This window comes from Alkalihalobacillus pseudalcaliphilus, assembly GCF_028610675.1.
Taxonomy (GTDB): Bacteria; Bacillota; Bacilli; order Bacillales; family Bacillaceae_D; genus Alkalihalobacillus; species Alkalihalobacillus pseudalcaliphilus.
Genome location: NZ_JAQQWS010000002.1, coordinates 356772 through 372025 on the forward strand (window position 1 = coordinate 356772; position 15254 = coordinate 372025).

At 38.0% G+C, this 15254-nt stretch carries 10 protein-coding genes and 1 pseudogene; 1 reads left to right on the forward strand and 10 read right to left on the reverse strand.

Annotated features, from left to right (window positions below):
- Positions 1 to 204: 204 nt before the first annotated feature.
- From PQ479_RS08345 to PQ479_RS21895, 10 genes and pseudogenes are all read right to left on the reverse strand, one after another.
- Positions 205 to 1029 carry a retropepsin-like aspartic protease gene (locus tag PQ479_RS08345; RefSeq protein WP_047986679.1) on the reverse strand — a complete coding sequence of 275 codons (825 nt, stop codon included), beginning with the start codon at positions 1027 to 1029 and terminating at the stop codon, positions 205 to 207.
- 91 nt (positions 1030 to 1120) lie between these two features.
- The gene (locus PQ479_RS08350) at positions 1121 to 1783 is read right to left on the reverse strand and encodes a LytTR family DNA-binding domain-containing protein (RefSeq protein WP_053070247.1); all 663 of its coding nucleotides are present in this window, start codon (positions 1781 to 1783) and stop codon (positions 1121 to 1123) included.
- A 390-nt stretch (positions 1784 to 2173) separates the two neighbouring features.
- Complete coding sequence (locus PQ479_RS08355) at positions 2174 to 2314, reverse strand: hypothetical protein (RefSeq protein ID WP_273716923.1); 141 nt, start codon at positions 2312 to 2314, stop codon at positions 2174 to 2176.
- A 916-nt stretch (positions 2315 to 3230) separates the two neighbouring features.
- Positions 3231 to 4430 (reverse strand): MFS transporter, encoded by a 1200-nt coding sequence (locus tag PQ479_RS08360; protein ID WP_047986678.1) that lies wholly within the window; start codon positions 4428 to 4430, stop codon positions 3231 to 3233.
- Positions 4431 to 4454: 24 nt separating this feature from the next.
- Entirely contained in the window at positions 4455 to 6584 is a 2130-nt protein-coding gene (gene nasC, locus PQ479_RS08365) for an assimilatory nitrate reductase catalytic subunit NasC (RefSeq protein ID WP_047986677.1), read from the reverse strand.
- Complete coding sequence (gene nirB, locus PQ479_RS08370; protein ID WP_053070246.1) at positions 6585 to 8918, reverse strand: nitrite reductase large subunit NirB; 2334 nt, start codon at positions 8916 to 8918, stop codon at positions 6585 to 6587.
- A gap of 27 nt (positions 8919 to 8945) precedes the next feature.
- Positions 8946 to 9278, reverse strand: coding sequence for a nitrite reductase small subunit NirD (gene nirD / locus PQ479_RS08375; protein WP_083991111.1), 333 nt, complete (start codon positions 9276 to 9278; stop codon positions 8946 to 8948).
- Positions 9279 to 9291: 13 nt separating this feature from the next.
- Positions 9292 to 11730 carry a nitrite reductase large subunit NirB gene (gene nirB / locus PQ479_RS08380; protein ID WP_083991110.1) on the reverse strand — a complete coding sequence of 813 codons (2439 nt, stop codon included), beginning with the start codon at positions 11728 to 11730 and terminating at the stop codon, positions 9292 to 9294.
- Between the two features lie 55 nt (positions 11731 to 11785).
- Positions 11786 to 12943 carry a uroporphyrinogen-III C-methyltransferase gene (cobA, locus tag PQ479_RS08385; RefSeq protein WP_047986675.1) on the reverse strand — a complete coding sequence of 386 codons (1158 nt, stop codon included), beginning with the start codon at positions 12941 to 12943 and terminating at the stop codon, positions 11786 to 11788.
- A gap of 827 nt (positions 12944 to 13770) precedes the next feature.
- Positions 13771 to 13924: pseudogene (locus tag PQ479_RS21895) on the reverse strand (IS3 family transposase); the annotation flags it as partial.
- A gap of 233 nt (positions 13925 to 14157) precedes the next feature.
- Between PQ479_RS21895 and PQ479_RS08390 the strand changes: the two are divergent.
- Complete coding sequence (locus PQ479_RS08390; RefSeq protein ID WP_047986674.1) at positions 14158 to 15084, forward strand: DUF5655 domain-containing protein; 927 nt, start codon at positions 14158 to 14160, stop codon at positions 15082 to 15084.
- Positions 15085 to 15254 lie beyond the last annotated feature (170 nt).

Consider the following 15254-nt stretch of genomic DNA (forward strand, 5'->3'; position numbering starts at 1 on the left):
ATCGCTCATATCAATCATAGTGAAAATAACGGCGATTACGTCTGGTAGACCATGCGTAACTCGACAAGGTGATTAAGCCCTTTACGAATCGTTGAGGGTGCTAAATCTGTAACTTGTTATACTTTCTGCACTGTGGCAACCGGAACAAAGCATTATATATAAGTATTTGTATATGCCCCCTCTGTTAGGATAGATGTCGTCTTACTACCCCAATATATATAATTTACGCTTTGTAAAGCTAATGATGACCTGGCTATCTTTAAAAAGTTGATAACCTACTATTCCATGTATTTTTAAATCCTTATTTTGGTTTAAATGTGAAACATCCGCAAAAACGGTATCCATATCTGTGAAGCTACCTAATCCCTTAATATCAAAATTCATCATCTTACCAAACTTGTAGTTTGACTCTGCTATCCCTTCATTGGCACCCAAAATATTTTTTTCCCCTTCAAACTTCATATTTCTCCCTAGTATATTTAGCAATTTATGATCAAACAAATTAGTGTTTGCACCGGTATCTAATGCTATTCGATATGAATATCCGCCTATTCCACATGTAATAATTGGTAAGTGTCCGTTCATTTCAAATTGATAGTAACTAAAGTTTTTTGCCTCAAGATATTTCTCTAATTCATTGTCGTCCCAAAAACCAAATTTTTGGTTTTGATAATCTAGGTATACATTATTCTTATTAAAGAAGTCATACCCTATTAAACCGTATACTTTTCGTTCATCCTCTATTTCTAATTGAGACAGATTCATAACAAGCGTTTCAATATCATATTTTTCAATTGTTCCACATTTTAATGATTGTAGTCTTATCTTTCCAACATCGGAGATAGGACCAGTTGCCCCCTTTAAAGTATGATCATGAGATTGTTCATAAGTATCCAGATATTTATTGTTTAATACAATACTAGGTGAACCTGAGTCTAAAATAAATGTACGACTTTCGTCGTTAATAGTGCAATTTAGAAAAATCAAGTTATCAATTAACTTGAATTCATGTAAAGAAAGACAACTCAAATTAACTCCCCCTATATATAAATTTGTATGTAAGTTACATAATACTTAAACATTTATTTATAAGGAAGGAGTGATGTTAAATAGACAAGAATTAGTGCAAAGAGGACAGAAAACCTTTAAACGTTCTCCGAAATAAATGGGCTTTCTTCTGGGATAGGGGAATAAAATTACCGTCTTTCATTAAAATATCTCTACTCTGTATACTTTCTACCCAAAGCAAATTTACAACATAACTCACATACGGAATTTCAAAGTAATTGAGATTTCCAACCTTCTCTTTAGCTTCTTTTATTGATTTTAAACTCGTTTCATAGTAATTACGAGACGTTCTTACATAAACCTTACGATTTAAGTATTCAAAGTAAACTATGTCTCTTGCCCTTTCATCTTTTAATCCCTTCTTTATTGGGATAGAAATTATTTCTCCATTTATTTCTAATTGCTGGGCCCATTTTTCCACTGTACTTTTCTTTAACGGATGCTTCAAATTTGTTAGCACTATCCTGCTACCTTTTTCTATACTTTGTGGGTACTTGAGTATAATTTCTTGTAATCTGGGTAATTCCACACTAAATATTTCATCACTTATTGCTATAATATCAAAGCTTAATATATCATTTATAAGAAGATTACTATCCACAAAGAGACTAATATAAATATTGTCGAATTGACTTTTTAAAATTGATTCAATATTATATCCCGCATTAGTTATTAAAGACTTTTCAGTACCTAATAATGCTATCTTAACCTCCATTAATCACCACTCCAAATCGGTTTATACATCCATAATTCCAATTCTAGCGTATTTTTTGGTATGATTTTTGCACGAATGTATCCTCAATCTAATAAGATTAATAACTTTAATGAATACTTCTTTGTAAAAGTAAGTCCAATATTTCCTTTAACTGAATGAACGGCAGTATGAAAGTCTATTATTAATAACTTCCTTTAGCCAATCTACTAATAACCCCATTGAAAAAGCTCTTCACTGTTATATGTTGAATTTCCGTATCCAGGTAAAATATAAACTCTTGGATATCTAAATCCTTTTTCTCCTTCTACGGAAGATGTTGATACTCCAATACTCGATGCCCATTCATAAGCGGCTTCAACTCTCTATGTTTTCATTCATATTAAATATCTGTTATTTTTTCTTCGCTTTTTTCAAATACGCCTCACGTATTTTTTCAATTTGTTGTTTTTTATTAGGTTTAGCAGACTTCTGCTTTTCATGAAACTTAGTCACAGCTTGCTTACCTTTGGTATCGAATTGATACTTTCCCACTTTATTCACCTACTTTTCTAGCCTCTTAAAGAGCATCTATAAAAGAAATATAATACACCTCACTTTATTAAGTAAAGATGATTATGTACGGCTGACATCGGGTCACCTTTTAATCATTACACAAATACAATTTCCTAATCCAAATACATGAATGTTATGGGAATGGCTCATTAGTACTTTTAGTAAAAAAGGAGGGATGTACCTCCCCCTATTGAAAGCTTACCACACCACTAATATAAATTTATCTGATGGGGAGGAACATCACGATTACATTATAATAAAAACCACCCGTTTCCACAGGTGGTTTACTCTTCCATTGAGGACGTATTTTACCGTCCTATGGAATTTTTTATTTCTTCTTGCCTATAACTTGGAAGCATGAACAATAATCTGGTGGAAATGGCTGATGAATGTAAGGAGAAAATGGGACAGTTTCAAAGAACGAGGTAAAAGTGGGTTGAGGAAGGTGAGCAGCTATTAGAGCGGCGAGAGAGGTTAGGATTATCAAGATCATTCATAGCTCAAGAAACGGGAGTAAGCCTAGGGAGATTAACCAAGTTAGAACATGACGAGTCAGTCAAAGAAGCGAGGTTATTAAGCAAGGTATGTACACGGACAATTTTCTTCAATCTTACTCGTTCGGTAACTGAAATCCAACCTTTATATTCGGTCGATTGAGGTATGCAATTTTTTTGCGGAAATATTTGAAAAAAAATTGACCGAGAGACAGGTTGGATTGCCGATTATTTTAATCAAGCAGAGGCTAGTTAAATGGCAGACAAGCAGGCAAGGAACAGATCGAAACAGCTAGGAAACATCCAAACCTTCTACCTAAGAAAACCAATAAGCATAGTTAAATAGGTAGACTCCATGTTCATTTCAACTATAGTAACATCTGTATTAACCTGCAATTGAATTAAGCTGATTTACTAACTGCCTGCCATTCTTTTTTCCAGGTAAGCTGTACTAATAATAGCAGTCCTAGTGCTAAGAGGGCAATACAAGCCAATACGATAAAACCACCTGAATAGGTACCCGTCCAATCACGTAAAATACCGAGGATATTAGGAAGGAAAAATCCCCCAATACCTCCTGCTGCCCCTACGATCCCTGTAACCATACCAATTTCTTTTTGAAAGCGTTGTGGAACCAATTGAAAAACCGCACCATTTCCCATTCCTAGAAAGCCCATACCGAGGAATAATGCAATTGTGACAAGGATAAGCGGTGGTAAGAGACTCACTACAAACATACTAATGGCTACACCAATAAAAAGCATTCTCAGTAAAGTGGTCCCACCGATTTTATCAGAAATATACCCACCAACAGGTCGTAAGAAACTACCAGCTGCCACTACGATTGTGACAAATTCCCCTGCCCGAACTCCTGATAGACCATATTGCGTCACAAAGAAATAACTAAGGAAGCTTGAAAGCCCGACAAACCCACCAAATGTCACACTATATAACAAACAAAAATACCATGTATCACGTTCCTTAAATACTAGGAAATAGTTTTTGAGTGGCTGTGGTTCTGGCTGATTTGGCGGTTCTTTTGCCATTAAAATAAAGGAGATTAGAACAAGACCTAACGGGATGATGGCCAGGCCCATGACACCACTCCAGCCATATATTTCGGCAAGTCTCGGACCAAATAAGGTGGCAAGCAAAGTCCCACTATTTCCTGCTCCAGCAATACCCATCGCAATTCCTTGCATTTTAGGTGGATACCAACGACTTGCTAATGGTAATGAGGCCGAAAAGCTAGCACCTGCGACACCTAATAAAATACCGATTGCTACTAGCTCACTTAGCGTTTGAGTAAATAACCACCCCCATACTAGTGGAACCATAGTCACAAGCATACCGCCAATGGCTGTTCTTTTTGGACCAAACCGATCGGTCAATATACCAACAATGATTCGAAAAACCGATCCACCTAAAATCGGAATCGCCACAATTAATCCTAATTGTGAGGCTGTCAAGCCAAAATCCGTTGTAATATAAGCTCCTAAGGCACCTAGAAGCACCCATATCATAAAACTAATGTCAAAATACAAAAACGCTGAAAGTAAAGATGGGGCATGGCCACTTTTTCTGAGATCTGATAATTTCATCTCTTATCCACTCCTTATCTCTGTTTAGATGGGTGACAATTTGATAGCACTTACTTTAAATCCAGGCATATGACAAATCGGGTCTAGTTGATTTGATATAAGTCGGTTGACATTTTGTTCTTCATCCCAATGAAACGGGATAAAAACCGTATCCTCTCGAATCGACTCAGAAACTTTACTTCTAACAATGACCGACCCCCTTCTTGATTCAACTTTGACAAGCCGTTGATCTTGAATACGATATTTTTTGGCGGTCGCTGGGTGGAGTTCCAAATAGGATTCAAAATTTCTGGCGATTAAGGATGAACTTTTACGTGTTTGAACCCCGGTCAAATAGTGGGAAATCACTCGACCTGTCGTCAAATAAAGTGGATACTCCTCACATATTACTTCCTTGGCTACAACCGCTACATTCGGAACCGCGAGCATCTGTGCCCGACCATCTTCATGGGCAAAACTCTCTTCAAATAAGCGTCCTGTTCCAGAATGACTTTTATCAGGGCATGGCCAGATAATCCCATTCTTTTCCCTTATACGTTCGTAGGTAATTCCATAATAGTCAGCGACACCTCCTTGACTCGCCAGCCTTAATTCTTGAAAGATTTCTTCGGCACTGCTATAGGAAAAATACTTTCCGGCTCCAAGCTCCCTTGCGATTAAACAGAGAATTTCCCAATCATGCTTTGCCTCTCCCACCACCTTCATCGATGCCTCTCTTAAAGTGACCCTACCTTCTAAATTAGTCATGGTTCCTTCATTCTCTAAGTAGGAAGTTGAAGGTAATACCAAATCTGCTAATAGGGCCGTCTCAGATAGAAACAAATCTACGGCAACAAAAAAAGAAAGCTTTGATAATGCCCGTTTGACGAAATGGGCATGTGGATTTGATACGACCGGATTCGAACAGAGCAAAAACATAGCTTTGATTTCTCCTTCATCAATCTTTTCAATCATTTCAAAGGCAGACACTCCTTTTCGTGGAAGTTCTTCTTCACGAATTCCCCATACTTGTGCTATATGTTTACGATGTTCGTTATTTTCGATAGAGCGGTAGCCTGGAAGCTGGTCAGCCTTTTGACCATGCTCTCTCGCCCCCTGCCCATTGCTTTGTCCTGTAATCGCCCCATAACCACATGCATGCTTACCCACTTTGCCTGTTGCAATTAAAATATTTAATAAATTTCGAACTGCAACAGAACCGTCTGTTTGTTGTTCAACACCACGAGCACTAAAAATCATGCCTGTTTTTGGCTTGGCAAAAGCAAGAGCCGCCAAACGAATATCGTCTACGGATACACCTGTAATTTCTGATATTTCAGTTAATTTATATGACATAACAAGTCTTTCCACTTCAGCATAACCATTTGCACGATTCGTAATAAATTCTTGATCAATCAAGTTTTCTTGAATGATGACATGTAAAATCCCATTGTATAGTGCTGCATCCGTGCCTGGCTTCAGCTTTAGATGTAAAGTGGCAAGTTTTGTTGTCGCCGTCTCCCTCGGGTCAATTGCGATCACAAAGGCACCATTTGCTTTTGCTTGCTCAAAATAAGGCATAATCGTCGGCTGGCATTCAGCAACATTGGTTCCAGCCAACATAATCACTTCAGCTTCAGGAATCTCAGACAGTGTATTCGTTAAGCCTCTGTCCATCCCAAAGGTTAGTGTTGCTGCCGAGGCAGCTGCAGACATACAGAGCCTTCCGTTGTAATCTATAAATTTTGTTTTCAAAGCGACTCGAGCAAATTTCCCCATAAGATAGGCTTCCTCATTTGTTATTGAAGCACTCCCATACACCGATATCGCATGTGGGCCATTATTGTTCTGAATATCTTTTACTCGTTCCTTTATTAATTTTAATGCCTCGGTCCATGTAATTGGTTTGAATGCCCCGTTGATTTTTAAAAGTGGTTGTGTAATTCTGTCTTGATGCAAGGCATGTTGGTGGGCGTTCATTCCCTTTATACATAATCTCCCTTTTGAAGTTGGGTTTGCCTGGCCAATCGTTTTGTAACGTTTGCGATTTCCATTTCTTGCTTCGAGCAATTGCATTTTACATTGAACACTACAAAATGGACATTGCGTATCATAAGACATTTCGATATCATTTGATTGCTGCTTTTCTCTAAAATAGGCGAGCATTGATTCCATTTACGTGTACGCTCCCTTCTTTTGCAGTTTTGCTAGGATATCTTCATTTAGTAAATGAAAGGATGATAACAGTTCATTTCGGTTGTCATCTTCAAGCACGTACTCTCTAATATGAATCATTCCTAATCTTTCACACCAATTAAATAGTGTTTCCCCGTAACGAGCTGACATCCGATAATAGTGAACCAGAGCAAGCACCAACTCTAGAACATTGGCTGATGTCGGCATGTGATAGAATAATAAAAAGTCGCCACGATTACCTTGAATCGAGATTTCCCAGCCAAGTGTTGTTTGTTCAATTCTCAGGTCACAATCACCTTGTAAAAATCGGTCTTCTATCGGAAATATACCGATTCGAACAGAATTTGGCACCAATACATCCGCACAATTTCGGTCTAACTCCACGGCTAATTGTAATGATTTTTCCGTATCCCCTCCTAATTGTTGGGAATATAATAGAGCATATACGCGTTTGTATCGTCCAGAGTCTTCCGAAAGGGGGAAATCAGCTTGAAACCTTTTGGATAATTCCTCTGAAATCTCTGGTAAAACTAGGCGTCGATCATTTTGAATGCTCACATATGGAATATGATACTGATTCAGCCATTCAGCTAATTTCGAGAGTTGATTAGCCGTAACAACTCCACCATAATAGTTAGGGGTGACTATATATGTGCCGTTCTGCTTTTTAGCCACCGTTAATTCACTAGAAACTTCCTCGACCTTCGCTTTATTAAACAATGCTAAATAGTACGTAATGACCTCCTTACAATGAGGGCACCCTTCTTTTTTCAACCAATGCTTAGCTTGCCGGACTTGTTGCCATGTCTTTAGCTTTTGTTTCATTATTCCTGCTACGATTTCCTCTTCCGTTAAAACTGTGCAGCCACACAATGGTTGATTCACACGATTGACGAAATCTTCATTTATTTGGTCTGTTTGAAGGATTTTTTGGACAACTACTGAACAACTCCCACAAGAACTAGAAGCTTTTGTTTTAGTTTTTATTTGTTCTAACGTTTTGGCCCCATGTATAAGCTTAGCCTCGATAATCGCTCCTTTTGATACAGCATTACATTGACACACCAAATCGGTATTTTTCATACGATTCATCACATCATCACCAGATTCCCACCTACTCAATAAATCCTGTTTGCTTGAATCTGATAACGTTTCCTTATTTACAATCTTGTCTAGTAATGGAGCACTATGATTTGTATCCCCATACAAGATGGCTCCAACGAGCTGATTTCCATTAAAAATCAAACGTTTATACGTATTGGTTATTTCATTTGTTAATGTTAATGAAGTGAGTGGATCGCTAGCTTCAATCATTCCCGCTGAAAAAACATCAATACCAGAGATTTTTAGTTTAGTTGAAATCGTCGTTCCACGATAAAGATATTGCTTATTCCCTGTAAGAACTTTCGCCAAAACCTTCGCCTGTTCATTAAGTGGTTGAACGAGACCATACACGATTCCACGATGTTCTGCACACTCTCCAAGAGCATATATAGCTTGTGCACTTGTTAATAAGTGATCGTCTACAATAATGGCTCTGTTTGTTTTAAGACCACTTTCTTTGGCTATGTCCACATTAGGGCGGACGCCTGCACACATAACGACGATATCCGTTTCAATCGTTGAACCATCGGTAAATCTAAGGCCCCTCACCCGATCTTCCCCTAATATTTCACTAGTTGCCTTTTGTAGCATAAATCGCATGCCTTGTTTTTGTAAATCATTCATTAGCATTGTGGAAGCAACCTCGTCAAGTTGTCGATCCATAATCCGCTCACCCAAATGGATGACCGTAACTTCAACACCTAAGTGCATTAATCCCTTTGCTGCTTCTAGTCCTAATAAACCTCCACCGATAACGACCGCCTTTTTTAACTGTTTAGAAAGCGACATTAATTGATAACAGTCAGCCATGGTCCTGAATGTGAGCACATTATCTAGGTTAGACCCTAGTATTGGAAGCTGGATGGCACTCGAACCTGTTGCCAATACTAACTGGTCATAATCAAGAGAAAAGCCTTTATCCGTCACTACTCGTTGTTGTTCTACATCAAGCTTTGTTACACGTTCTCCTAAGCGAACTTTGATATGATTATTTTCATACCATTGCTTTGGATGAAGTTCGATGTCTTGAAGCTTCTTAGTCCCCTGTAAGACAGAAGAGAGAAGAATTCGATTATAGCTCGGCACAGATTCATGACCAATGATCGTAATCTCATATAAGTCAGGTGATTGTTCGATGACCTCTTGTACGACCCTTGAACCAGCCATCCCATTACCAATAATAACGAGTTTTTCTTTTTGTTTAGCCACTCCACACCTCCTTCTAACGAGAAGCCCTTAACATTCTTTATTAAGCAAAATGTATATATCCTTTTCTTCTAGTTCAACCTCAAATACTCGTACACATCCTTCGTCTGCCCCTTCGGCCTCACCTGTTGCGGTACTGATTTTCCAATCATGTAACGGACAAAAAACATGCTCGCCACTGACGATTCCATCCGCAAGTGGTCCACCTTTATGTGGACATCGATTTTCAATCGCATGGACGCGGCCATCCTCTAGTAGAAACAGAGCTAAATCGTGACCATTGACGATCACCTGCTTACCTAGTCCATGTACAAGCACGTCTTTATTCGCTACTAACACACGTGTTTTTTCAAGCTGTTTCATTACTTTTGCCCCCTCATCCATTTGAACTCACAAATTTTTTCTCAAATAGCTGTTCTTTTTCCTCCACATTTTGGACGATACGTGCCCATGGATCCTGATGTGTCGACAAGGCCAGATCCATTCTCTTCACAAGCGCAGCTCTTTCCTCTTGATCTCCCATGATTACTTCTTTTATCGCCTCTAACCCGGTTCGCTCCACCCAATGTGATGTCCGTTCTAAATATCTTGCTTGTTCACGGTAGTATTGTAAAAAGGCACTAATTGTTTCGATCACCTCATCTGAAGTTGTGACCTTACACAATAGATCACCTTTCCTTAAATCGACGCCGCCATTACCAGCAACATATACTTCCCATGCCCCTTCTACCCCAACAATACCCACATCTTTAATGCCCGATTCAGCACAATTTCTTGGACAAGCAGAGACAGCCATCTTCACTTTATGGGGTGTATTTAACCCTTCAAATTTTTTCTCAATCTCAATCCCAAGACCAATTGAATCTTGAGTACCGAAGCGACAAAAATTTTCACCTACACATGTTTTAACCGTTCGAAGTGTTTTTCCATATGCGTAACCTGAGCGCATGTCAAGATCTCGCCATACATTCGGTAAATCGTCTTTATTAATTCCGAGCAAATCGATACGCTGTCCTCCTGTCACTTTAAGAAGTGGGACTTGATAACGATCTGCGACATCGGCAATTTTACGAAGCTGTTCTGCATTCGTGACCCCACCATACATTCGAGGGACAACAGAAAATGTTCCATCATTTTGAATGTTGGCATGTAATCTTTCGTTTACAAAACGGGAATTTCGATCATCCTCATAATTTAACGGATCGATTAATCCTAAATAATAGTTAAGGGCTGGACGACATTTTGAACAGCCTTCCGAGCTTTTCCAGCTTAGAACATTCATTACTTCATGAATAAAAGTTAACCCTAGCTCACGAATTTGTGCGACGACCTCTTCATGAGAATACTCTGTACATGTACACATTGGTTCTTTGACGTTTTGAGCCGCCTCACCCGTTGTTAACTTTAAAAGCTCTTGTACTTGCGGTTTACAACCACCACACGAACGAGACGCATTTGTACATTGGGTAATTTCCTGAACCGACTTTAGTCCTAATTCTTGGATCGCATCCACAATTTCACCTTTACTAACACCATTACATCCACAGATTGTCTCTGAATCTAGCATACTTGCTACCGCAGAAGTCTTATTAGCCCCGGTTTGCTCTGATGGTAAAATCGCAACTTTATTTAATTGTGAGACATCCTCTTTAGAACGAAGCATCGACAAAATCCGCGGCGAATCTGATGTATCTCCAAATAAAACACAGCCGATAATTCGTTTATCTTCTATAACGACTTTTTTATACACTCTGTCAAATTCATCATGGACTCGAATCGATTTCGTTTTCGCTGTATCGACAAAATCTCCTGCCGAAAATACATCAACTCCAGATACCTTAAGCTGTGTATACACAATTGAACCTTCATACCCTGGTACTTGATTTGCACTTTGAGCCGAATTTGCACAAATATGGGCGGCAAGCACCTTGCCTTGTTCGTATAAAGGAGCAACAAGCCCATACACGATACCTCGATGCTCCGCACACTCACCAACTGCATAAATATGAGGATCACTCGATTTCATTTGGTCATTGACTAATATCGCACGACCAATATCTAAACCGCTCTCTTTAGCCAACTGAATATTTGGCTTAATGCCGACTGCCATAACCACTAGATCCGCCTCAAGCTTCGTCCCATCCTTAAACAACAAACCATTAACACGTTGAGTACCTGTTAATCTTTCCGTGTGTTTATTTAAATGAAATGTCATTCCTTGAGCTTCTAACTCAATTTGAAGCATCTTGGCTGCTGCTGCGTCTAATTGACGCTCCATCAAATAATCTTGGATATGAATCACATGAACTTCCATACCTAAATGGAGTAAGCCACGTGCTGCCTCTAATCCAAGTAACCCGCCACCTATAACAGCCGCTTTTTTGTATGTTTTGGAAGACTCCACCATTGTTTCGCAATCTTTAATATTTCTAAATGCAATCACACCTTCTTTATTTGCACCAGGTAGAGGCAACATAAAAGGATTAGAACCCGTTGCAAAAATTAAATGATCGTATGCCTTATTCAATCCTGATGCACTTGTCACGATTTGTTGATTCGTATCGACGGAAACGACCGGATCTCCTGTAAAAAGTTGAATGTGATTTTCTTCATACCAATGATAATCATTCAGAACGATATCATTTACATTTGCATCACCTTGTAAAACAGAGGAAAGCAGGATTCGATTATAGTTAGGGTGTGGTTCCTCACCAAATACAGTTATCTCAAATCGATTCGGATCTATTTTTAAAATTTCCTCTATCGTTCGGATTCCTGCCATTCCATTTCCAATTAAAATGAGCTTCTCCTTCAATCTTACCCTCTCCTTTTTTGTTCAATTGCTATCTTCTTGATTGCCGATTTTGTTTTTACATCAGGATCATCGATTTCTTATCTCGTTCATTCATGTTATACAACTCTAAACCCCATTTATCCGAAAAATTCTGAATATTTGACGTGCTAATGTTTGAAGCAACTAATGTAATGTGCCGATCATGGAATGGCTGCCGTGAAATCTGCTCAAAACATCGGTCCATTGTTGCTAATTCAACTTCACTTTCACAAACAAGTAGATGAACGTGCCCATCTTCAAGAAGTCGAACTAGTGACATCTTTTGTAGAGGTGTTAACGAAAGACTAGGCTGTCTATCAAATGCATACCTATCATCTTGGATAAAAGGAAATGCATAGATATCTGCTCCATTCTGACGTAAATCTAATTGAAAAGCGGTTTCCCTTTTCGTTGGAGTGAGTACACCTATACCTGAGTATCGTTGATTTTCAAACCATGAAAACTGTTCCCTCTCCTTGACTATCTCACCGATTACAATGATCGCTGGATTTGTTACCTTTTCCTCCAAAATAAGATGCCCAATCGTCGCCAATGTACCTTCAACCGTTTTTTGTCGACTATAGGTTCCCCATTGTATGACAAGCACTGGTGTTTGTTTATGTTTCCCATATTGAATAAGCTTTGAGACGATCGTCTCGAGCTCACTTATTCCCATATAAAAAAGTAGTGTATCAACAGAATGTGCCAATGCTCCCCAATTTATCGTTAAGTGATCTTGTTTATCTTTTCGATGTCCTGTCACCACGGCAAAGGAAGCTGAGAAGTCTCGATGTGTAACAGGAACACCGGCATACATCGATGCGGCAATTCCTGCCGTGACGCCTGGTACAATTTCAAAGACAATACCATTATTTTTTAAAAAAGCGGCTTCTTCCCCTACCCTTCCAAAAACAGCAGGGTCTCCACCTTTTAAACGGACGACGTTTTTCCCTTTTTTTGCATGTATAAGCATTTCGGTTTGAATATCCTCTTGCCGTAATGTATGTTTACAAGGCTGCTTACCACAGTAGATCACTTTAGCGTCTTGATTTGCCTCCATTAATATATACGGGTTCACTAGCCGATCAAAGATCACCACATCTGCTTGCTGTAAGGCTCGTAGCCCTTTTAGCGTTAGTAATTCCACATCTCCTGGGCCTGCCCCGACCAAGGTTACTTTTCCTAGTTTCCCCATTGCTTCTCTCCTTTTTTGTTTATCCCTTTTCTTTGAGTACAGAATAACAGAAAATTATGAAAACGCGAGTCCAATGTCAAATTACTTTACACATTAATTTCCAAAAAGCCGTTTTTATGCCGCTGTAAAAAACGTTGAAAATGGCTGTATATTAACGTTTCCTCACAACATTATAGTTTCATTATGGTAACGTTTTAATACAGGTATGTAATAATGCATTAAATCTTATCATCAAGAAAAAGCAGTGGTTTTTTTGCACCACTGCGCTTATTTACGAATCTCTATTTATTGGTTATTCCATGTATTTTCCATATCAACAGTTACATAGATTTATCAATGTTTCACTTAACAATTGCTTTGCTTCACGAACCGTCGCTTCCATTCCTTTTTCCTTGCTTGCCTCATCGTTATAAATGGGTAACCGACTTTAGCGGCATATCTCTTTAAAGATTTTGCGTTAAACAAATTGTGCAACCTAATATTATAAATATCTGCACCACGTCTTGCCTACCTTCACATTTTAATCTTGAGTTGTATAATTCTACAATCAGGGCTTACCTGCCTAATTTGGTCTGCAAAAATTGAGTTATTAATTGTTAAAGTAAAAAAGGAAGTCGAGCATTCTCTACTTCCTTATATAATATACATGTATATATGTGTATAAAGTTGGTACTAGTGGAGCGGGATACTATGTCAAGAAAAAGGACACATCGAATTGGGGGATTTTCTATAACCCTACCGCACTTCGTTTGCTGACCTCGTAGTCAAGATAAGGGGCGTCATCCTTAGCTATTAGATTCGCTTAGGTGGATGGGTCTAGGGTTTGATCATAGTACTTTTTCATATGTCATTGGAGACATGTACTGATTACTTGAATGTATTCTTTTATAATTAAACGCTCACTACATATTCAAAAATGCTATGTTTCGCCTGTTCTCGTGTTTGATATTTCTCATGGAAAATTAATTCACGTTTGATAATGCCTTGACTTCAAACCCACTAATAAAAAAAACTCCTCGTTGATAGATCGATCACTCTACTTATAACATATCTCTTTCTTTCATGCAAAATAAAAAGGGAAAAGGGCTAGGGTGGTATAGTTATTATAGGAAATAAAATAATTTAGAACAATCCCTCTTTCTAAAAAACTATTACTTTATAGGAAGAATTTACTAAGTAATATGATATAATTGTTCTCGAAGGAGGGTTGTATTTTGGGAGATATTAAATTGTTTAGGTTAAATGGGGATACCGTAAATGAGTTAGAAGGAAAGTCTGTTGCAGTTGAAAAATCGTTACAACATTTATTCGAAAGGCATTTAGAAAATTTTTTAGGAGTACGCTTTTTAGCTTCAGAATATAGTACGGGTAAACGCCACCAAGGACGTATTGATACTTTAGGTTTAGATGAAAATCATTCACCCGTAATTATTGAATATAAGCGTTCAGTTAATGAGAACGTAATTAATCAAGGATTATTCTATTTAGATTGGCTTCTTGACCATAAGGCAGAGTTTGAACTGATGACTTTACGTAAGTATGGAGAAACGGTTGCAGATTCTATTGATTGGAGTAGCCCTCGTTTATTATGTATTGCAGGAGGTTTTACTAAATACGACCAACACGCAGTACAACAGATAAACAGAAATATTGAACTTTACCAATATAAACATTATAACGCTGGCTTTGTTTTACTCGACTTAGTTAATGCTACAACTGCACAAACAGTGCATATTAGCGAAGAAGTTGATACCTCATCAACAGCAACTAGCCGAAATACTAGAGTGAAAACTGTATCTGACTATTTAGAACAAGCTAATACAGAATTAGCTGATAGGTTTGAAACGTTAAAAGCTTATATGATGGCTATTGGTGATGACGTACAAATGAAAATTCTTAAACATTATATTGCATTTAAGCGCATTAAGAATTTTGCTTGTGTAGAAATACATCCACAAAATTCTAAGATATTACTTTATTTAAAGGTTAAGCCCGATACAATTACTTTAGAACAAGGCTATACTCGTGATGTAACTAATATAGGGCATTATGGAACGGGAGAATTAGAAGTAGTTATTTTTAATGATGAAGATATGGAGAAGGCTAAACTCTTAATAAATATGGCTTACGATGTAAGTTAACCATAAAGGACTTATTTAATTTTGTGGGGAATAAATTAGAAAAGTCATATTATTCTCCACTTATTATAATCTAAAAAAGATTCTAAGAGGTTAAGGAAAAAATATTAGATAACCAATATCTACAGGTATATGAGTTGTTTCAAAAGTTGTAGGCTTTAATGTGAAAGCTC